This is a genomic window from Ruminococcus sp. RTP21204st1_B2_RTP21204_210225 (genome assembly GCF_040914135.1).
In the GTDB taxonomy this organism is placed as follows: Bacteria; Bacillota; Clostridia; order Oscillospirales; family Ruminococcaceae; genus Hominimerdicola; species Hominimerdicola aceti.
Genome location: NZ_JBCPGA010000007.1, coordinates 46,182 through 64,972 on the forward strand (window position 1 = coordinate 46,182; position 18,791 = coordinate 64,972).

18 protein-coding genes are annotated in these 18,791 nt (G+C 45.0%); 4 read left to right on the forward strand and 14 right to left on the reverse strand.

Translation table 11 applies throughout. The annotated features are described in order from the left end of the window. Positions 1-93: 93 nt before the first annotated feature. The 3 genes from AB5123_RS04470 to AB5123_RS04480 all read right to left on the reverse strand — a co-directional run bounded on the left by AB5123_RS04470 (position 94) and on the right by AB5123_RS04480 (position 5,102). Positions 94-1,446, reverse strand: coding sequence for an MATE family efflux transporter (locus AB5123_RS04470; RefSeq protein ID WP_368364559.1), 1,353 nt, complete (start codon positions 1,444-1,446; stop codon positions 94-96). Further along, entirely contained in the window at positions 1,439-4,123 is a 2,685-nt protein-coding gene (locus AB5123_RS04475; RefSeq protein ID WP_368364560.1) for a glycosyl hydrolase family 59, read from the reverse strand. Before AB5123_RS04475 ends, AB5123_RS04470 begins: the two co-directional genes overlap by 8 nt. Positions 4,124-4,283: 160 nt before the next feature. Further along, positions 4,284-5,102: an AraC family transcriptional regulator gene (locus AB5123_RS04480; protein WP_337812154.1), complete on the reverse strand. Its 819-nt coding sequence runs from the start codon at positions 5,100-5,102 to the stop codon at positions 4,284-4,286. Positions 5,103-5,252: 150 nt separating this feature from the next. Between AB5123_RS04480 and AB5123_RS04485 the strand changes: the two genes are divergently transcribed. Further along, a complete protein-coding gene (locus tag AB5123_RS04485) occupies positions 5,253-5,987 on the forward strand; it encodes an AzlC family ABC transporter permease (RefSeq protein ID WP_178086258.1) in 735 nt (244 codons plus the stop codon). Next, positions 5,984-6,313: a branched-chain amino acid transporter permease gene (locus AB5123_RS04490; RefSeq protein ID WP_038671055.1), complete on the forward strand. Its 330-nt coding sequence runs from the start codon at positions 5,984-5,986 to the stop codon at positions 6,311-6,313. Before AB5123_RS04485 ends, AB5123_RS04490 begins: the two co-directional genes overlap by 4 nt. 47 nt (positions 6,314-6,360) lie before the next feature. Here AB5123_RS04490 and AB5123_RS04495 read toward each other — a convergent pair whose 3' ends face one another. Then, on the reverse strand, positions 6,361-7,482 hold the full coding sequence (locus AB5123_RS04495; protein ID WP_337812155.1) for a metallophosphoesterase: 1,122 nt from the start codon (positions 7,480-7,482) through the stop codon (positions 6,361-6,363). Positions 7,483-7,654: 172 nt separating this feature from the next. Between AB5123_RS04495 and AB5123_RS04500 the strand changes: the two genes are divergently transcribed. Together AB5123_RS04500 and cysK are read left to right on the forward strand one after the other, a co-directional pair. Then, the gene (locus AB5123_RS04500) at positions 7,655-8,368 is read left to right on the forward strand and encodes an acyl-ACP thioesterase domain-containing protein (protein ID WP_337812156.1); all 714 of its coding nucleotides are present in this window, start codon (positions 7,655-7,657) and stop codon (positions 8,366-8,368) included. Positions 8,369-8,532: 164 nt separating this feature from the next. Continuing rightward, positions 8,533-9,465, forward strand: a complete 933-nt coding sequence (gene cysK, locus AB5123_RS04505; protein ID WP_038671060.1) for a cysteine synthase A — start codon at positions 8,533-8,535, stop codon at positions 9,463-9,465. 164 nt (positions 9,466-9,629) lie between these two features. Here the strand turns inward: cysK and AB5123_RS04510 are convergent, their stop codons facing one another. The 10 genes from AB5123_RS04510 to AB5123_RS04555 all read right to left on the reverse strand — a co-directional run bounded on the left by AB5123_RS04510 (position 9,630) and on the right by AB5123_RS04555 (position 18,781). Next, the gene (locus AB5123_RS04510; protein ID WP_337812157.1) at positions 9,630-10,832 is read right to left on the reverse strand and encodes a transglutaminase domain-containing protein; all 1,203 of its coding nucleotides are present in this window, start codon (positions 10,830-10,832) and stop codon (positions 9,630-9,632) included. 17 nt (positions 10,833-10,849) lie between these two features. Further along, positions 10,850-11,371, reverse strand: a complete 522-nt coding sequence (locus AB5123_RS04515) for a DUF4358 domain-containing protein (RefSeq protein WP_117896417.1) — start codon at positions 11,369-11,371, stop codon at positions 10,850-10,852. 145 nt (positions 11,372-11,516) lie between these two features. Beyond that, positions 11,517-12,428 (reverse strand): dihydroorotate dehydrogenase, encoded by a 912-nt coding sequence (locus tag AB5123_RS04520; protein ID WP_267300626.1) that lies wholly within the window; start codon positions 12,426-12,428, stop codon positions 11,517-11,519. Beyond that, entirely contained in the window at positions 12,421-13,194 is a 774-nt protein-coding gene (locus tag AB5123_RS04525; RefSeq protein ID WP_267300625.1) for a dihydroorotate dehydrogenase electron transfer subunit, read from the reverse strand. Before AB5123_RS04525 ends, AB5123_RS04520 begins: the two co-directional genes overlap by 8 nt. An 18-nt stretch (positions 13,195-13,212) precedes the next feature. After that, positions 13,213-13,695 carry a hypothetical protein gene (locus AB5123_RS04530; protein ID WP_368364561.1) on the reverse strand — a complete coding sequence of 161 codons (483 nt, stop codon included), beginning with the start codon at positions 13,693-13,695 and terminating at the stop codon, positions 13,213-13,215. A 21-nt stretch (positions 13,696-13,716) separates the two neighbouring features. Next, positions 13,717-14,652: an orotidine-5'-phosphate decarboxylase gene (pyrF, locus tag AB5123_RS04535; RefSeq protein ID WP_337811990.1), complete on the reverse strand. Its 936-nt coding sequence runs from the start codon at positions 14,650-14,652 to the stop codon at positions 13,717-13,719. A gap of 28 nt (positions 14,653-14,680) precedes the next feature. Continuing rightward, positions 14,681-15,949 (reverse strand): dihydroorotase, encoded by a 1,269-nt coding sequence (locus AB5123_RS04540; protein ID WP_038671071.1) that lies wholly within the window; start codon positions 15,947-15,949, stop codon positions 14,681-14,683. A gap of 87 nt (positions 15,950-16,036) precedes the next feature. Next, the gene (locus AB5123_RS04545) at positions 16,037-16,516 is read right to left on the reverse strand and encodes a hypothetical protein (protein ID WP_117958012.1); all 480 of its coding nucleotides are present in this window, start codon (positions 16,514-16,516) and stop codon (positions 16,037-16,039) included. 39 nt (positions 16,517-16,555) lie between these two features. Continuing rightward, positions 16,556-18,223 carry a dihydroxy-acid dehydratase gene (ilvD, locus tag AB5123_RS04550; protein WP_022286635.1) on the reverse strand — a complete coding sequence of 556 codons (1,668 nt, stop codon included), beginning with the start codon at positions 18,221-18,223 and terminating at the stop codon, positions 16,556-16,558. 42 nt (positions 18,224-18,265) lie between these two features. Next, positions 18,266-18,781, reverse strand: coding sequence for a hypothetical protein (locus AB5123_RS04555; protein ID WP_267300623.1), 516 nt, complete (start codon positions 18,779-18,781; stop codon positions 18,266-18,268). Positions 18,782-18,791: the final 10 nt, after the last annotated feature.

Below are 18,791 nucleotides of genomic sequence, written 5' to 3' on the forward strand. Positions count from 1 at the left end.
TCAATATGGTTTCATATGAATATTTCATATATAATGTGAAACTGTTTCAACTAAAAAACTGCCGCACCGAATCGGTACAGCAGTTATGAAAATCTATTTTACAATTGAATGAAGCCTCCATTTTCCGCCCTTGTATCTTATAAGGCTCACCATAGCAGTCACAAACCACGTTGCAGCGGTGGTGTACCATATGCCCCAATAGCCTATGAAAGCTATCCTTGTGAGGATAAGTGAAAGACCTATCCTGCATATTACCTCCGCCATGCCGTTTACAAGGGCATAGTTTGTATCGCCTGCGCCGTTCAAAAATCCTCTTGTGGTGTGGATAATACCCAGCGACCAGTAGAAAAGTGAGGTTATGATAAGCGCTTTTGCCGATATGCTTATAACAGTCTTGCCCTTGACAAACCAAGATGTTATCGCTCCACCGAACAGCGTGAACAGCACAAGCACCACTGCCGAGAATATCACTGATATTTTTATTGCACAAGCAAGACCTTTCTGCGCACGTTTTTCTTGTCCTGCACCGATATTCTGTCCTGTGAATGTTGAAACCGCCGCATTAAGTGAAGAAAACGGCTGTTGAACGAATTGCTCGATACGCATTGAAACGGTGTATGCCGCCATGACCGTTTCGCCAAAGCCGTTAGTCACACGCTGTAGAGCCACCATTGATACCGAGATAAGTCCGTTTTGTATGGCGATAGGCACGCCTGTTTTCACACAGCGGCTCATCATGTCCTTGTCGGTGTGCAGATCGTCGGCGGTGAGCTTTATCTCTCCACTCACTGCAAAACAGTACACAATGCAAGAAATGGCAGAAAGTGCCTGCGTAAGCACTGTTGCCCATGCCGCACCTGCTATTCCGAATTTGAATACCACCACAAAAAGCAGGTCAAGGAGGGCGTTTAGCAAGCTTGCTGCACCTAAGAATATCAGCGGTGTTTTTGAGTCGCCCAAAGCCCTCATTATGGCGTTTATCCAGTTGTATGCTGCCACCGCTATCGTTCCGCCGCAGGCTATCTGCATATACGCCACAGAATCTCCGATAAGCTTGTCAGGAACTTTCAAAAGCTCCAGTATAGGTTTTGCGGCAGGCACGGATAAAAGGCTTATTACAATGCCGAATATAGCTGTAACAAGTGCTGAGTTGAATACTGCCGACCGCAGGGCTTTTTTCTTGCCTGCACCGAAATACTGTGCGACAATTATTCCTGCACCCACCGACAGCCCTATGCAAAGGGTGTAAAAAAGATAAGTGATAGAGCCTGTAGCACCAACAGCGGCAAGGGCGTCATCGCCCAGATAACGCCCCACCACCATAGTGTCCACTATATTGTATGTCTGCTGTAAAAGATTTCCTGCAAGCAAGGGCAGTGAAAACATTATTATGTGTCGCATTTCACTGCCTTGTGTCATGTCTGTTGTTCTGCTTATTTTAGTCATTATTTTCCTTACGCTTCTTTCTCGCTATGCCGTATATCACTGCACCAACTGCCGCAGCAGCGCAAACGCCTGCGCCTACGGCTATAGGAAGCTTGCTTTTGCCTGACTTAGTGCTTTCAGACTTCGCAGGCTTTTTCTTCTCGAATGGTATCTTTCCGCCTGTTACCTGCATAGCGTCAATTGTATATTTGCCTGATTTTATGGTTACCTTTGCGGTGTGAGCGCCCTCAGACAAGCCTTCAAAATGGCATGATATCTCACGCTGACCTGTCCTTGAAACTGTCACGAGCTGTTCATCACCTCCGTCTATTGATACCCCGAGTATAGCTTTTTCTCTTGTTTCACCTGAAAGCGCAAAGCCTGTTCCCTCAAAGCTTACTGTGAAAGAGTCGCCCTCTGTGCCATCTGATATTGTTCGTTTGTAGTTTTTGAAGCTGCTCATAAGGTTGTGTTCCCAGTTGCCCACAAAAGTGAAGCAAGAGTCTGTTTCGTCAAAGCGAGTTACATATGTGTCACTGCCCTCCACAGGTTCAGCAGAGAAGTTGTCAAAGCTGTTTTTGTTGTATGAGCTGAAAAGTGACGCTCTGCCTGCGCCGATAAGAGATTCCCCCTCGTTCACAGTGTATTCAGCCACCATGTTTCCGTCAATATATCCACGGATAACGTTGTTTACAGTCTCGACTTTAAGCTTGTGAGAAGCTGTTCCGTCAAAGCCGTCTATGCTTCCACTGCTAAGAGTGCCGTCATTTGCTTTAAGCTCCCAGCTTCCGTTCTCATAAAGCTTTATCCAATAGCCACTGTATGAATTGCAGCCAAGCGTGTATCTCAGACCAACGCCCACATAGTTTGATTCTGCGTCCTGCGAAGTCGCAAAAGCAGCGTCAACGTTCACAGAGTAGTTATACCACCTGTCGTCACCGAATGTAGTCACAGGTTCGGGTGTGTAGCCCCACTCGTTGGCTTTCATGTCAGCCGTTATCTGCTGAACTAGCATATTGCCCTTGTCGGTCTTTTCCACCTCGAAAGCACCGCCCTGATCTGTTGTGTATCTTGGCGCATTGCCCCTTGATGAAAGATAATTCTCAGAATAGCCTGCATACTCAAAATCGTCCGAATATGGAAGCTTCAAAACAGTGCGTTCGCTCTCGTCAGCGTTTTTGTATTCTGTGCGCTCAGGTGTAACAGTAGAAATTGTCACAATAGAATTTGGCTTCACTGTCACAGAGTATGTATAAGCTCCGCCGTTCTCTGTAGGGGTTATATCCTCAGTTTTCTTGAAATAATTCTCGTCATAGCTGCCGTCAATGCTGTCAGGACCTCTTGTTTCCCATACGCTCACGTTGCTTGACGCCTTGTCAAGCCCTGATACCTTGAGGTCATACTGTATAGGCTCGCTTGTAGTGTTTGTGATAACAGTGCTGTAATCACCTGTTTCTGTGTCTGTGGCGGTCATATAGCTGTAAACTGCGTCGACGATAGCGTGGCCGTCACCGCCTTTTTTGCCGTCGCTGTAGCAGCCGCTGTCAACAAACGCCCAGCCTTTTTCAATGAACTGTGAAAAATGCAGAGACATATAAAATCCGCTGTCAAGCATATAATAACCACTCCAAGGGTCGCAGGCTGAGATAAGCTGTTTCTGACAGTAGCAAGCGCCGTCATAGTATGCCGATACAGCAGGCTGATACTCATAAAGTGTCATTTTGCCGTTGGGATACATTCCGATTATTCTGTTTGCAATATCAAGGGTGCCGTTTATGCCTGCCAGACCTGAGCCGTCATATCTGTATGTACCCTGCGCATATGCCATTGGCGAGCTTGCTTCGCTGAACCAAAGCTCTTTGTTTTCTTCATATGCAAGCTTCTGTGCGTTCTCGGTGGACTCGCTTGTGTAATGGCTTCCCACCACGTCAACAACGTTCATAAGTTCGCTGTCCTCATACATTCTGTCAGCAAAGCCCCATGTGCAGACCTCTTCTCCACCGACTATCTTTATCTTTGAGTAGTCATAAGGGGTGCCTTTTTCACTTTTAAGATGTGAGGAAAGATATTTCACCCATTCAAGGTCTGCTCCACGCTCATTCTGCACAGCACTTACATAGTCAAATTCAAGTCCATATGTTTCATAAGCGGCGTCAAGTGTGTTTTTATACCATTTGTATCTTGCAGCATAAACGTCGGAAGCGTCAGATACCCACTTTGGTTCACTCCACCAAAGCATATCCAAGGTGAGGTCAGGATTTATCTTCTTTGCGTCAGCGGCAAGCTGGTATGCCGCACCTCTTGTTACGTCAGCCTTTTCGTCCTCTGTTCTCATTACAGACGGTTCTGTGCCTGATGATGAGTTTATATCCGCACCCATTTCCAACTTAAGGTGAGTAATGCCGATACCCTCTTTGCCAAACATATACTCCATTATCTGCTCATATACATCAGGGTGTTCAGCCTTGTAATCCAACAGAAGCCTTGATGAGTTGTTTGCGCTCACCATGCCTGCCCCTCTGTAGCGCATATTTTCTTTGAGCTGAGCCGTAGTTCCGTCAATAACTATCTCTCTTGTATTATTTGTATTGCTATCGTTCACCGTTGTTCCCTCCGCACTGCAATTGTAAGCGCCTGCGCTAGATATCATCATGACCAATGCTGACACCATTGACGCGCTCCTTTTTAGTATCGTCATAAGTTATCCTCCTTGCATAAAGCATGGCTTCTTGCTTTCTTATGACAATTATAAGCTTAAAGGAGTGTATGGTCAATCTGAAATATTTTGCATATTATTAAGATACGAACATTTTGCTTTGAAATATGCTAAGAAAATTCTAATAAAGCTTAAAATATTATTACAAACTTTTTCCTCTTGAACGACGGTATTCTCTTGGAGAAACGCCCTCCAGCTTTTTAAAAACGATGCTGAAATAGTTTCTGTCCTCATAGCCCACCTGCTTGCCTATGTCGCCTATGTCAGAGTCGGTGTTAAGAAGCAGAGATTTTGCCTGAGAGATACGTCGTTTTGCAATATATTCAAGGGGGCGCATTGAAGTTTCTGCTTTAAAAACACGGCAGAAATGTTGTACTGACACTCCCGAAAGTCCTGCAAGTGTTTCTGCGGTGATATCCTCCATGTATCGGCTGTCAATATACAAAAGCGCCTGCCTTGTAATGCTTCCCACGTTGTTTCGGCTGTCAGGGAAAAGCATTGCAGTCCTCATGGCGAGGATATATTCATACACAAGTGCGGAAGTTTTTTCGCCACAATTCACAGGGTCGGCAGCGGCAACAAAAATTCGCTCAAAAAGCTGAGCGGGTTTTTGGGTGTTTATCTCAGGGGAGAATCTAAAGCTGTCAAAGCCAAGGTTTGCAAGCATTTGCCCCGCAAATTCACCACGGAAAACTATCCAGTTTGTTATCCAATTTCCATTTGAGGGATAATATTCATGCGGAACGCTAGGGGGCAGATAAAATGCCGAGCCTTTAGTCTGCACAAATTCTTCTCCCCCGACAATTAGCCTGCCCTCGCCACCTGAGGTAAAAAGAAGTTGATGTGAAACAAGCCCTTTGTCCCTTGTGACATGATATTCAGGGTCGGAAATGCCTATTCCGGTGAGATAAAAGGGCAGGGAAGTCTGCCTGCCGATAACAGGATATATGACCTTTGTCACTGCCACACCTCCTTTTCAAAGTGTAGTTTCATGGTAAATTATATATCCACAAGTGCAATTTGTCAATGGTTCGGTGCTTGACTACAGGTAAACATTGTGCTAAACTTTTATACACAGCGTTTTTCGACACAGCGAACGCCCGAAAGGCAGATGAACATTTTGGAAAAAAATCACGATAGAAAAGCATTCAAAGCCCTGAAATGGGCTTTTCCTTATACAATACCGATATTCGCAGGTTTTTGGTTTTTAGGCATTGCCTATGGCATTTATGCTAACGCATCAGGATTCAGCTTTGTCTACCCCCTCATAATGAGCATGACGATATATGGCGGAAGCCTTGAATTTATCACAGTAAGTATGCTTCTTTCACCCTTTGCGCCTGTGCAGACCTTGATAATGGCGATAATGATACAAGCTAGGCACTTGTTCTATGGCATTTCAATGCTGGATAAGTTCAAAGGGCTTGGCTGGAAAAAATATTATCTTATCTATGGAATGTGCGACGAAACTTTCAGCATAAACTACTCAGCAGAGATCCCCAAGGACGTTGACAGAGGTTGGTTTTACTTTTTTGTTACGCTACTCAATCAGATATATTGGGTGAGCGGTGCAACTATCGGCGGTCTTATGGGTGATCTTATAAGCTTTGATACCAAAGGACTTGACTTCGCAATGACGGCTTTGTTCGTTGTGATATTTCTTGACCAGTGGCTCAAAGAAAAACACCATATGAGTGCATGGATAGGCTTGATATCAAGCGTTGTCTGCCTTATACTATTTGGTACAGACGATTTCATGATACCCACAATGATATGTATTCTCGTTCTGCTCACGGCTTTTCGCAAGCCTATAGAAAACCCTGAGAAAGCAGGTGACGCAAAGTGACGATAACTCAGCAGGTCATCACTATAGGAATGTGCGTTTTAGGCACTGTTCTCACAAGAGCACTCCCGTTTCTTATTTTCAACGGCAAACGCCCAACACCACGCTATGTGCAGTATTTGGGCAAGGTGCTTCCAAGCGCAATATTCAGTATGCTCGTGGTATATTGCCTTAGAAACGTAACACCTCTGCATTACAGTTACGGCTTGCCTGAACTTATCGCCATAGGCGTGACAGTGACAGTGCATTTGTGGAAAAGACAAATGCTTTTGTCTATTGCAAGCGGAACAGTGTGCTATATGCTTTTGGTACAGCTTGTGTTCAAATAAAACAAAGGGTCAGCATTTTCGCTGACCCTTTTGCTTTGTCCTGCTATTTAATTCTCCGAAACATCAATAACAATGTATTCAGACTTGCAGCCTGTTTTGAATTTTATCGCCCAGTCTGAAATGCCTGATGTCACGATAAAGTTGGTGTCCTCACGCTTTTCATAGCCGTAAGTGCGGTCATTGCCGCCGATGAGAGTGCCAAGGAAGTTTATTGGTATGAGCTGACCGCCGTGTGTGTGACCTGACAAAACAAGGTCTACCTTTGACGCCGCCTGAGCGTCATAATCACAAGGCTGGTGATCCATTACAACTGTAAACTTCGAGCTGTCAAGATCCTTTGTGAGCTCTTCCATAGATGCTCTGTGACCGCCCTTTTCCATTTCCTCAGACCTGTCCTGTCTGCCTATTATGTAGAAACGATCGTCGATAAGCACGGTGTCGTCCTGTAATACGTTGACATTGTTCTTTTCAAGCTCCGCAATAAGATCGTCACCGCTGTAGCCACGATACGAAGGGTCATAGTATCCCTTGTCATGGTTGCCAAATGAGAAATAAACGCCGTATTTTGTTTTCAGCTTGCCAAGAGCTTCACAGCACTGTATCATGTCCTCTTTTGATGTGTCATCATCAACAAAGTCGCCTGTTATAAGCACCACATCGGGGTCAAGCTTCTGTATCTCTTCCATGTACTTTGCGAAGCCGTCCCCATGGAACGTTGTGCCAACGTGAGAGTCTGCAAATTGAACTATCCTTATGTCACCTGACTTCTTATCAGTTTTCAGTGTGTAGTCAGTTTCCCATACATTATTGCAAAGATACCAGCCCACCGCAAGATACACCACCGTCAGCGGCACGGCGATAAAGCCTGCAAGGCATTTGCTTGCCTGTTTCTTTGATATCTTCTTTCCAATGAACACAAACAAGTCGCACAAAAGCCAGAATATAACAAGATGCAGCAAACAGATTATCGCATTTATCCAGTCCCATATAAGCCATATTATGCCGCCTGTGAGCACTATAAGACCTGCACTTATGGCGTATTTAAGTACCTTTTTATCCTTTGAAAGCTTTTTTATAAAGCCAAAAGCTGATATTCTTCTTGTGAGATAAATAAAGCCAGCCACAGAGCAGACCGCCACAAGAATAGCTATCATTAACCATAAAAACATATTTTGCCTCCTGTAAAATTGCTGTAATATCATTATAAGTAGCAAAGCGGACTAATTTCAACAAGTTTTTTTTAACATTTCTTTATCTCTGTTAACATTTGTACCTATGTGCTGTTGAAAAAAGCGACAATAAGTTGTATAATTATCATATAGCAGAATGGAGGAAAGCAATATGTATGAAATGAAACGCACTGTAAATTGCAGTCAGATAGGTTCGCATGGCATAATAAGAAATAGCTGCCTTGTTGACCTTTTGCAGGATTGCTCTGTTATCCACCTTGACACTCACCCTGTTATGTCGCCTTTCTTTGAGAAAGAAAACTGCGTGATGTTTCTTGTGTCAAGACAGCTCGATATTGTCCGCAGACCTGAGCAGAACGAAAAGCTCACCGTCAAAACATGGACCTATGAGCTTAAAAGAATGTATGGCTACAGAAACACAGTTATATATGACGAAAACGGTGATATCTGCGTGAAGTCTATAGCTTCTGGCGCTTTCATGGACAAGACCTCTCAGCGGCCTATAAAAGCTCCACAAGAGCTTGTTGATAGGGTGAAGCTCTATCCAAAGCTTGATATGGAGTATCTTCCAAGAAAGATAGCCCTACCTGATACTGAGCCACAGGTGTATGAGGATATCCCGGTGCTGAAATGCTATATCGACATGAACGAACACGTCAATAATGCGAGATATCTTGACATAACAGACGAGTTTGTGGAAAACGAGTCTGCTGTGAAGCGTATCCGTGTGGAATATAAAAATCCCTTGAAGCGTGGTAAAGCCATAAAGGCTCTTGTTTACACCCATGAGGGCAGAAAATTTGTGGAGCTTTGTGATGAAAATAATAAGCCATATTGCATCACTGAGTATGATTATAGGTCATAATGCACAAATTGGAGCTTGCAATAAGCTGACTTTGTTGTATAAAACGCAGAAAGCATATTAATCCTATTGACATAGTAGGAATAAAGTGATATAGTATAACCATAGCAAACATAAGCGGTACAGAAAACCGCATAAAATAATTTTCATATCGGAGGTAGATTAAAATGTCAAAGATCTATAAGGGCGTTTCGGAGCTTATCGGAAAAACTCCAATAATCGAAGCAGTTAATTTTGAAAAGGCAGTAGAGGCTGACGCAACTATCCTTGCAAAGCTTGAATATTTCAACCCGGCAGGAAGCGTTAAGGACAGAGTTGCACTTGCAATGATCGAGGAAGCTGAGAAGAAGGGCGTTCTCAAGAAAGGCGCAACTATTATAGAGCCTACATCAGGAAACACAGGTATCGGTCTTGCGGCTGTGGGCGTATCAAAGGGCTACAAGGTAATTCTTACAATGCCTGAAACAATGAGTATCGAAAGAAGAAATCTTCTTAAGGCATATGGCGCACAGATAGTTCTCACAGAAGGCGCAAAGGGCATGACAGGTGCTATCAAGAAGGCTGACGAGCTTAAGGGCGAGATCGAGAACTCAGTTATCCTTGGTCAGTTCGTAAACCCAGCAAACCCAGCCGCTCACTTTGCAACAACAGGTCCTGAGATCTGGGAAGATACAGACGGTAAGGTAGATATCTTTATCGCAGGCGTTGGTACAGGCGGAACAGTAACAGGTGTTGGTCAGTATCTCAAATCAAAGAACCCTGACGTTAAGATAGTAGCAGTAGAGCCTGCAACTTCACCTGTTCTTTCACAGGGCAAATCAGGTCCACACAAAATTCAGGGTATCGGCGCAGGCTTCGTTCCTGATGTCCTCGATACAAAGGTTTATGACGAGATCCTTCCTATCGAGAATGAGGACGCTTTCAAGACAGGCAACAAGTTCGCTAAAACAGAGGGTATCCTTGTTGGTATTTCATCAGGCGCAGCACTTAAAGCAGCCGAGATACTTTCAAAGAGACCAGAGAACAAGGGCAAGACTATTGTTGCACTTCTCCCTGATACAGGTGAGAGATATCTTTCAACAGCACTTTTCGAGAGCTAATTTCTCAAACATACAAAATCGGAAAAGGGCAGACAGTCAGGCAAGCTGACGTGTGACCCAATGAACAAGCTTTCTTCGATCAAATCCGATATAAAAAGCCGCAGGGCATACAGTTTTTACGCTGTATGCCCTGCGGCTTTTATTAAAGAATTCCCTTATAGGCTTTAACCCATTATGTTATTATCAGAATAATCAGGCTCATACTCATAATCTATTCCGAGAGCATCTGAGAATGCCTTTGAAAGCTTGTCGTAATCAATGCCAAGTGCATTGTCTGTGTCATAAGAATTATCCGAATCGTCATCGTCTGACGAGTTTAAAGAAATTCCGAAGCAAACCTTGTCCCCTGCGTCAATAACAGGTGTGGAAGAGACGTTGTAATCGTCAATGTAAAAGTTTGATATTATGTTTGTGACCTGCTCCGCAACAGCAGTGCTGCCTGCTCCCTCCGGCACGTCCAGTGACATATATATAGTTTTTCCCTTATCTGACATTGCTTTCTTTATGCGCTCAGGTATATCATAAACGCTGTCAAGCTTCTTGGCATTCTTGCATATGTAGCAATCGTCAGTTGAATTGCATTCAGGGAAGTCCTCTTTGTTCCAAGGATAAGAGCCGTCGTCCTTTGCAGTGTCAGGTACGTTGAAATATGCGTAGTCAGGAGCTTCGTTGCCACCGTCAAATGTCACATCAAGGTGATACCATTTGCCATCTATCTTCACAACGTTCCAAGCGTGTTCGCCGTTTTCTGTTGAGTGTATTATCTTGCTGTCGATGCCTAGAACATCAAAAAACAGCTTTATTGTTGTTGCGTTTCCCACACAGATAGTAGAGTGGTCATGGAAAAATCCGTAAGGATTGTATGACTCGTCATCTTCACTTTCATCAGATATCGCCACAAGAGAATCGTCATTAAAGTGCGTCTGAGAGAACACATAATCATAAACAGCCTTTTCCTTGTCATATTCGCTCATGCCGTCTTTGATTATCTCGCCCACAGCCTTTTTTAGCTCTTTGAGTATGTATTTGTCCTTATCGTCAGTGAGCTTTGAATCATCACCCGACTTGTAAGCTTCAACCACTGCCGTATCATCATAGATAGGGTGTATCTCACCGTTTACGTTGCCGTCACCGTCTGCGGGATCAAATATATCCTCCCCCAGAATGTTAGAAAGCGTGTTTTCCAGCTTTTCAAGCTTGTCGTTAAGCTCTTTTATCTTCTCGCTGTCGCTGCTTTCTGTTTGTGATGATGTGCTTTTAGCAATTTTAGTATCAGAACTGCTTTTATCTTTTGCACAGCCTGTGATACTCGCTGTAAGGCAGGTCAGACAAAGTGCGAAGGTAAGTATTTTTTTCGCAGTTGTCATTTTCTTTCCTCCGTTTTTTAATTTATCATGTCTGTTATCTCGTCAGATATCTCGTCAGCATTGTCAGAGATAACAAGCACCCAGTAATCTCCAGCCTGAAATATCTTTGCCGCCTGTATTTTCTTTGTTTCTTCAGGCTTGTAGTTTTCATATTGATTAAGTCTGTAGCTCAGCCTGTCTGCAAGCTGGCTTTTTGCACTGCTTCCGTCAGCCATTTTGAGCATTGATATCTCGTCAGCATAATTGCCGTCAGAGGAGTAAAGTATTCCTCCGTCGCTGAGCTTGTCAGCTTCTATACCATAAAGCTTTTCGGTATTCTTTGTGAAGCTGTCCTCACCGTAAAAAGTCGAAGCGTCCATGTGGTCGCCCTCTATTGCCGAAAGGATATCCTTTGCAGTTTTACCGCTGTCTGCCGTAGATGTAACAGCACTTTCGGAAGCCTCAGACGAAATGGCGTTGTCTGCTCCGCATGATGTCATTGAAAGCGTGGTAAGAACTGTAAGTGCAGATGTTATCACGCAAAGTACTCTAAGAAACATATCTTTCCCCTTTCTCTGTCAGCCTTTCCTGACGACTTAAATTATAGCACTTTTGCAAGCTGTTTTCAATGGATTTAAGAAATTCATAAGAAAAAATACCATAAAAATATCCGCCTTGTAAAAAGACGGATATTTTACTATGTTATTACCAAGGCTTAACAGTGCCAACTATCTCAGAGATGTTGTTAATGCCGTTGTCCTCGCAGAATTTCTGCATACCCTCGGCTATCTTCACAGGTGCATAAGGGTCAGCAAATATTGCCGCACCTACCTGAACAGCTCCTGCGCCTGCCATCATCATTTCAATGGCGTCTTCCCATGTGGCGATACCGCCCATGCCCATAACAGGTATTTTAACAGCGTTTGCCACCTGCCATACCATTCTTACGGCAACAGGGAACACCGCAGGACCAGAAAGTCCGCCCACGTTGTTTTTCAGTATCGGACGGCGTGTTCTTATGTCGATACGCATACCGAGAAGCGTGTTTATAAGGGAAACAGCGTCAGCGCCGTTTGCCTCAACTGACTTTGCAATGTCCACAATGCTCGTTACATTTGGTGAAAGCTTTACCATAAGAGGCTTTTCCGTAACGTCCTTTACAGCCTTTGTTACCGCACCTGCAACGTTGCAGTCAGTGCCGAAAGCCGCTCCGCCCTGTTTTACGTTAGGGCAGGATATGTTAAGCTCTATCATGTCAACAGCCGTGCCGTTGAGCTTTTCTGCAAGCTCTGCACATTCCTCAATAGTTGAGCCTGCTATGTTGGCTATTATCCTTGTGTCCTTTGTTACAAGGTTTGGAAGCTCGTAGTTTATGAACTTGTCAACGCCGCCGTTTTGAAGTCCAACAGAATTGAGCATACCGCTTGGAGTTTCCGCAACTCTCGGACCGGGGTTGCCCTCACGGCGGTGCAAAGTAGTGCCTTTTACGGATATTCCGCCCAGCTTTGAAAGGGGATAGAACTGCTCGTACTCTCTGCCGTAGCCAAATGTTCCGCTTGCAGGGATAACAGGGTTTTTGAACTCAACTCCGCAGAAATTCACATTTATCCTATTCATCAAACACTACCTCCTCGCTGTCGAATACAGGGCCGTCCTTGCAGACGTGAGAATTGAACTCCTGACCGTCCTTGACAGTGCGGCATACGCATACAAGACACGCACCCACGCCGCAAGCCATTCTCTGCTCAAGAGATACCTGACAGTAAATGCCGTTTTCCTCACATATTTTTGTGATATTTTTCAGCATTATCATTGGACCGCAGGCATAAACGATATCAGGCTTTTCGCTTTTAAGCACGTCAAGAAGCGCGTCAGTAACAAAGCCCTTTCTTCCTGCCGAGCCGTCGTCAGTGCAAAGCTGAACGTCACAGCCCATAGCCTTGAAGTCCTCCTGCAAAATAACAGCCGCAGCGTTTCTGAAACCGCTTATAACAGTGGCGTTCTCGCCGTATTCCTTTGCAATGCCCACCATTGGAGGCGTGCCTATGCCGCCGCCGATACAGACAGCTTTCTTGCCCTTATCAAGCACCTTGAAGCCGTTACCCAGCGGTGCGATAATGTCAACAAGGTCGCCCTTGTTAAGCTCGCTTATCTTGTCAGTGCCGTGACCTCTTACCTCAAAAACAAGGCGGATAGTACCCTTGTCCTTGTTGATATCGCAAATAGAGATAGGTCTGCGGAGGAAAAAGCCCTCTGCCTGCACCTGTGCAAACTGTCCTGCCTTTGCCGCCTTTGCAATGTGCGGACAGTATATCTCAATGTCAAAAATTCCTTTTGCAAGGGTCTTTTTTGAAACTATTGGGTATTTACCCTGCTTGTACATTAAAAATCCTCCCTGTACTTAGTTCTTTACCTCATTCGGAGCGTTCACCGCATCAAAAACGAGAGTGACCGAGTTATCATTATCAGTATAAGTAAGCTTTAGCGTGTAAGAGTCAGCAAAATAGCCTATCTCCTGCCTTTTGGACATATTCTCCCAACCGGCAGGCGGTGCAAAATCAACGCCGCTGTCATCAACAAAGATAAGATCAAGATCGTCATCGTCCATTTCGATAGTGCCTTTTAAGCAGGGATTGCCTGCTTCTGCGTCATACATGAGATAGTTGCCGTCTGAACGGATAATAAGGCTGAGATAGCCCGAATAAAGCTCGCTGTTGTCAAGGGGCGTTTCACGGCATTTCCACTCGCCTACGATACATCTTGGAAAATCGCTTTGCTCCTGCTGACTTTCCGTCAAAGAGCTTGTATCCTCGTTCTTTGCGCAGGAGCATAAAAGCAAAGCTCCCACCATCGCTGTAAACAATATAACGCCCTTTGCTGTCATACTCAGTCACTCCTTTAGTGTTTATTCAAGTGTGATCTTTGGCAGATATGAGATTATATCCTCTTTCATTCTGATAACTTCACGTCTTGCAGCCTTTGCAAAATCATGCTCGTCACAGTTATCCTCTTTTTTGTAAGCACACATTACGCCACGGGAGGAGTTTACGATAGCGCCAAGTCCGTGATCGTCAAATGCCTTTGATACGCCCTCAGCACCGCCGCCCTGTGCACCGTAGCCCGGTACAAGGAAGAATGTGTGCGGCAGAGCCTTTCTCATTTCAGCAAGCTGCTCAGGATAAGTCGCACCCACAACTGCGCCAACACCGCTGTAGCCATACTTGCCCATAACGTCCTTGCCCCACAGTTCGCACATTGAGCCCATTGTGGCATAAACTGTCTTGTTGCCGATTATAAGATCCTGAAGCTCACCGCTTGACTTGTTTGATGTCTTTACAAGAACGAAAATGCCCTTGTCATATTTTCTGCACTGGTCAAGAAGCGGGTTGATTCCGTCTGAGCCGAGATAGCCGTTTACAGTGAGAGCGTCTGCACCGAAAGCTTCCACAAGCTCACCGCCAACGTCAGTAAGACCAAGATGTGCGGTTGCGTAAGCTTCCATAGTTGCGCCGATATCGTTTCTCTTGCCGTCTGTCATGACGAACATACCTTTTTCCTTTGCATACTGTATAGTCTTGTAAAGGGTCTTTACACCCTCGTAGCCATACATTTCATAGTATGCAGCCTGTGGCTTGATAGCAGGGCAGATATCGTGTATCTCGTCGATTATAGTCTTGTTGAACTCCCATATAGCCTTTGCCGCACCCTTGAGCGTCTTGCCGTATTTCTTGAACTTCTTTTCCTTGATGTATTCGGGAACATAGTCAAGCTTTGGGTCAAGTCCCACTACTGACGGGTTCTGTGTCTTTACGATATTTTCAATAAGTCTGTCAAATGCCATTTTTATCTTCCTTTCGGATATTTTTATATTAAAGCTCAAAAACGAGCTTTCCTCTGCATATTGTGTACATTACCTTGCCTTTGAGCCTTGTGCCTTTGAACACGCTGTTTTTGCTCTTTGAATTAAGCTCCGCAGGGATAACTTCCCATTCATAGTCAGGGTCAAAGATACAAAGATCGCATCTTTCGCCAACTGCTATCTTGATAGGCTCAAGCCCCATTATCTTTCTCGGATTTACCGACATTATCTCTGCTATCTTGTCAAGACCGCATTTGCCGCTGTGGTAAAGTTTTGTGAGCGTTGCCGCAAGGGAAGTTTCGAGTCCAACAACACCGTTTGGAGCTTTCTCAAAGTCAGCCTTTTCCTCTGCGGAGTGTGGAGCGTGGTCGGTGATGATGCAATCGATAGTGCCGTCAAGAACAGCTTCCTCAACAGCCGCCCTGTCCTCCTCAGTTCTAAGTGGAGGCGACATTCTGAAATCTGCGTCACGGGCTAAAAGCTTTTCGTCTGTGAATGTGAAATAGTGCGGCGCAGTTTCACAGGTGACCTTAACGCCGTCCTTTTTCGCCGCTCTTATGATGTTCACAGAGCCTTTGGTGGAAACGTGGCATATGTGAACTCTCGCATTGCAGCTCATTGCAAGGCATATCTCACGGGCTGTGATATAGTCCTCAGAGGCTCTGTCCATGCCCTTTACTCCAAGCTTTTCGGATATATCGCCCTTGTTGATGATACCACCGTTTATTATCTTCAAGTCCTCGCAGTGAGAAGTCACGATAAGACCGTTCTCGTTAGTCTTTTCGATAGCCTGACGCATAAGCTCAGCGTTCTCAACAGGTCTGCCGTCATCTGAAATGGCGGTAACTCCTGCGGCTTTGAGTGCGTCATAGTCGCAAAGCTCCTGACCTTTCATGCCCTTTGTAACGCAGGCAATAGGGAAAACGTCGATACCTGTTTTCTTTGCCTTTTCAAAAACGTATTTCACGCCCTCAGGGGAGTCGATAGGCGGCTTTGTGTTCGGCATACAAGCGACGCCCGTGAAACCGCCAGCCTTTGCGGCGTTCGCACCTGTGATGATGTCCTCCTTGTAGGTAAGACCTGGGTCACGAAAGTGAACGTGCATATCGAAAAGCCCAGGCAATGCACAAAGCTTGCCCTTTGCGTCGATAACTCTCTGAGCATGCTCGTCAGTTTTTCCAAGGCTGACTATCTTTCCTCCGTCAATGCCTATGTCCGTTATACCGTCAAGCCCTGTCTGCGGGTCGCAGGCACGGATATTTTTGATCAGTAGCTCCATTTTTACTCCTTTTTTATCTTAATCAAGTCTTTACTGCACAAAAGCTGCGGCTAAACATATCGTTCAGCCGTAGCCCTTGAAAATTCGTTATTTGCCGTCGTAGAATGAGCCGTCAGAGTCTTTTCTCTCGCATGAGTAAACTCCGTCAGAGTTCTGGAAAATGAACTTGCAGGTAGCGACCTTGTCGCTCTCGTCCTCAGACGGTACAGAAAGGTTTTTGTAGGAAATAGTCGAGAAGAACTTCATTCTCAGACCGATGTCAACAGTTGTATCTCTGTCAGACGGATTTACAAGAAGCTGTATCTTTCCGCTTCCCCCGTCCTCCTGAATTTTAAACCAGCCCTTTGCGATAACTGATTTGTTATCAGTGTGAGTGATAGTGAAATCGCCCTCGTCAGAGAACTCAAAAGTGATGTTTGCGTCCTTATCTGTCCATGTTCCAGAGATAAGCTCTCTTGAATCGCCTGATCTTGACGGCTGATTGAATACATATGTGCAGATGAAAACACCTACTACTACAAGAACTACAAAAAGTATTCCAAGCAAGCCTGAAATGAATTTTTTCATATTATTCCGCCTTTCTCCCTTATTATTTTGTATCGGATATTAGTCCTTTATCTGAAGTATAGCACCTCTGTTTGCAGAAGTTACAAGTGAAGCGTATCTTGCAAGATAGCCTGTTGTTACCTTTGGCTGTCTTGGCTTCCAGTTCTTTCTTCTTTCAGCAAGCTCCTCGTCAGATACTTTAAGTGTGATAGAGCAGTTGTCGATATCTATTGCTATCATATCTCCTTCTTCAACAAGTGCGATAGGACCGCCTACGGCTGCCTCAGGTGAAACGTGACCGATAGAAGCACCTCTTGAAGCACCGCTGAAACGTCCGTCAGTGATAAGCGCAACAGTTGAGCCAAGACCCATGCCTGCGATAGCAGATGTAGGATTGAGCATTTCTCTCATTCCAGGACCGCCCTTTGGTCCCTCGTAACGGATAACTACAACGTCGCCCTCAACTATCTTGCCGCCTCTGATAGCAGCGATAGCGTCCTCCTCGCAGTCAAACACTCTTGCAGGACCCTCGTGGGCAAGCATTTCAGGCGCAACGGCTGAACGCTTAACAACGCAGGTGTCAGGAGCAAGATTGCCTCTGAGAACTGCGATTCCGCCTGTCTGTGAGTATGGGTTGTCTATTGGTCTGATAAGCTCAGGGTTCTTGTTTACAACGCCGCTGATGTTCTCGCCTACTGTCTTGCCTGTGCAGGTCATGCAGTCTGTGTTGATAAGGTTTTTCTTGTTAAGCTCACTGAGAACTGCATAAACTCCGCCTGCTTCGTTGAGGTCTTCCATGTATGTGTGACCGGCAGGAGCAAGGTGACAGAGGTTTGGCGTTCTCTTTGATATCTCGTTTACAAAGTCAAGGTCAAGCTCTACTCCGCACTCGTGAGCGATAGCAGGGAGGTGAAGCATTGAGTTTGTTGAACAGCCAAGCGCCATATCAGCTGTGATAGCGTTGATGAAAGCGTCCTTTGTCATGATATCTCTTGGTCTGATGTTCTTCTTGTAAAGCTCCATTACCTGCATACCTGCGTGCTTTGCAAGCTTGAGTCTTTCAGAATATACAGCAGGGATAGTGCCGTTTCCTCTAAGACCCATGCCAAGAACTTCTGTAAGGCAGTTCATAGAGTTTGCAGTGTACATACCTGAACAGCTTCCGCAAGTCGGACAGGCTTTGTTCTCAAATTCCTCAACGTCATCAAGAGTGAACTTGCCTGCGTTGTAAGTACCAACAGCCTCGAACATACTTGAAAGGGAAGTCTTTTTGCCTTTAACGTGACCAGCCAGCATTGGACCGCCTGATACGAAAATAGTAGGAACGTTTACTCTTGCGGCTGCCATGAGCAGACCAGGAACGTTCTTGTCGCAGTTTGGTATCATAACAAGAGCGTCAAAGTGATGAGCCAAAGCCATGCACTCTGTTGAGTCTGCGATAAGGTCACGGGTAACGAGAGAATATTTCATTCCCATGTGACCCATAGCGATTCCGTCGCAAACAGCGATAGCAGGAAATACAACAGGTGTTCCGCCTGCCATTGCAACGCCCATTTTAACAGCTTCAACTATCTTGTCAATGTTCATGTGACCAGGAACTATCTCATTATATGAAGATACGATACCAACGAGAGGTCTGTCCATTTCTTCCTTTGTCATGCCAAGAGCATTGAAAAGTGATCTCTGTGGAGCTTTGTCTACTCCGTCACAAAAATAATTACACGCCATTTTTTATTACCTCTTTTGAAAAATATATTACCGAGAGCGGTATTATTCTCCGTCCTCATTTTCTTTTGTTTCAGTCTCGTCTGAGCTTTCCTCTGCCTTTGCAGGGTGCAGACGCTTTCTTACACCGTATGCAGAGCAGTATTCGCAAACGATATCCAGCACTGAGAATATGATAAGCATAAAATTCATTGAGAAGATACCTGTTACAAGCACGAATGCCGCAGGGATAATGAAAAGCGGGATCCCAGTGCCGTAAATATCTTCAAAATGATTGCCTTTTTTATAATGCCTTATCCAAAGCACCCAATAAAGTGCGATAACGAGCAGTGCAACAACAGCCCATATTAGGAAAAGCAGCTTGCTTGAAAAGCCTACCTCGTAATCTCCGATAGCAAGGCACATATAGCCTATGCAGCCAAATCTGCCCACACACTTTGCGATAAAGACGATAATGTTCTCGTCCTCAAGCTCAGGCTTGTCGGCAGGTGTCTTGAAGCAGGCGAATATCACAGGTATCAGCAAAAGCAAAGTAGGTATAAATCCTATATTGAACTTCATTTTGTTTTGT

Bases quoted from the DNA above. Each gene is read 5' to 3' on its own strand.
- AB5123_RS04475 (WP_368364560.1), bottom strand. From the start codon at position 4,123: ATGACGATACTAAAAAGGAGCGCGTCAATGGTGTCAGCATTGGTCATG.
- AB5123_RS04545 (WP_117958012.1), bottom strand. From the start codon at position 16,516: ATGAAAAAATTCATTTCAGGCTTGCTTGGAATACTTTTTGTAGTTCTT.
- AB5123_RS04510 (WP_337812157.1), bottom strand. From the start codon at position 10,832: ATGACAACTGCGAAAAAAATACTTACCTTCGCACTTTGTCTGACCTGC.
- AB5123_RS04555 (WP_267300623.1), bottom strand. From the start codon at position 18,781: ATGAAGTTCAATATAGGATTTATACCTACTTTGCTTTTGCTGATACCT.
- cysK (WP_038671060.1), top strand. From the start codon at position 8,533: ATGTCAAAGATCTATAAGGGCGTTTCGGAGCTTATCGGAAAAACTCCA.
- AB5123_RS04540 (WP_038671071.1), bottom strand. From the start codon at position 15,949: ATGGAGCTACTGATCAAAAATATCCGTGCCTGCGACCCGCAGACAGGG.
- AB5123_RS04520 (WP_267300626.1), bottom strand. From the start codon at position 12,428: ATGAATAGGATAAATGTGAATTTCTGCGGAGTTGAGTTCAAAAACCCT.
- AB5123_RS04525 (WP_267300625.1), bottom strand. From the start codon at position 13,194: ATGTACAAGCAGGGTAAATACCCAATAGTTTCAAAAAAGACCCTTGCA.
- AB5123_RS04470 (WP_368364559.1), bottom strand. From the start codon at position 1,446: ATGACTAAAATAAGCAGAACAACAGACATGACACAAGGCAGTGAAATG.
- AB5123_RS04530 (WP_368364561.1), bottom strand. From the start codon at position 13,695: ATGACAGCAAAGGGCGTTATATTGTTTACAGCGATGGTGGGAGCTTTG.
- pyrF (WP_337811990.1), bottom strand. From the start codon at position 14,652: ATGGCATTTGACAGACTTATTGAAAATATCGTAAAGACACAGAACCCG.
- AB5123_RS04495 (WP_337812155.1), bottom strand. From the start codon at position 7,482: ATGTTTTTATGGTTAATGATAGCTATTCTTGTGGCGGTCTGCTCTGTG.
- AB5123_RS04500 (WP_337812156.1), top strand. From the start codon at position 7,655: ATGTATGAAATGAAACGCACTGTAAATTGCAGTCAGATAGGTTCGCAT.
- AB5123_RS04515 (WP_117896417.1), bottom strand. From the start codon at position 11,371: ATGTTTCTTAGAGTACTTTGCGTGATAACATCTGCACTTACAGTTCTT.
- AB5123_RS04485 (WP_178086258.1), top strand. From the start codon at position 5,253: ATGAACATTTTGGAAAAAAATCACGATAGAAAAGCATTCAAAGCCCTG.
- ilvD (WP_022286635.1), bottom strand. From the start codon at position 18,223: ATGGCGTGTAATTATTTTTGTGACGGAGTAGACAAAGCTCCACAGAGA.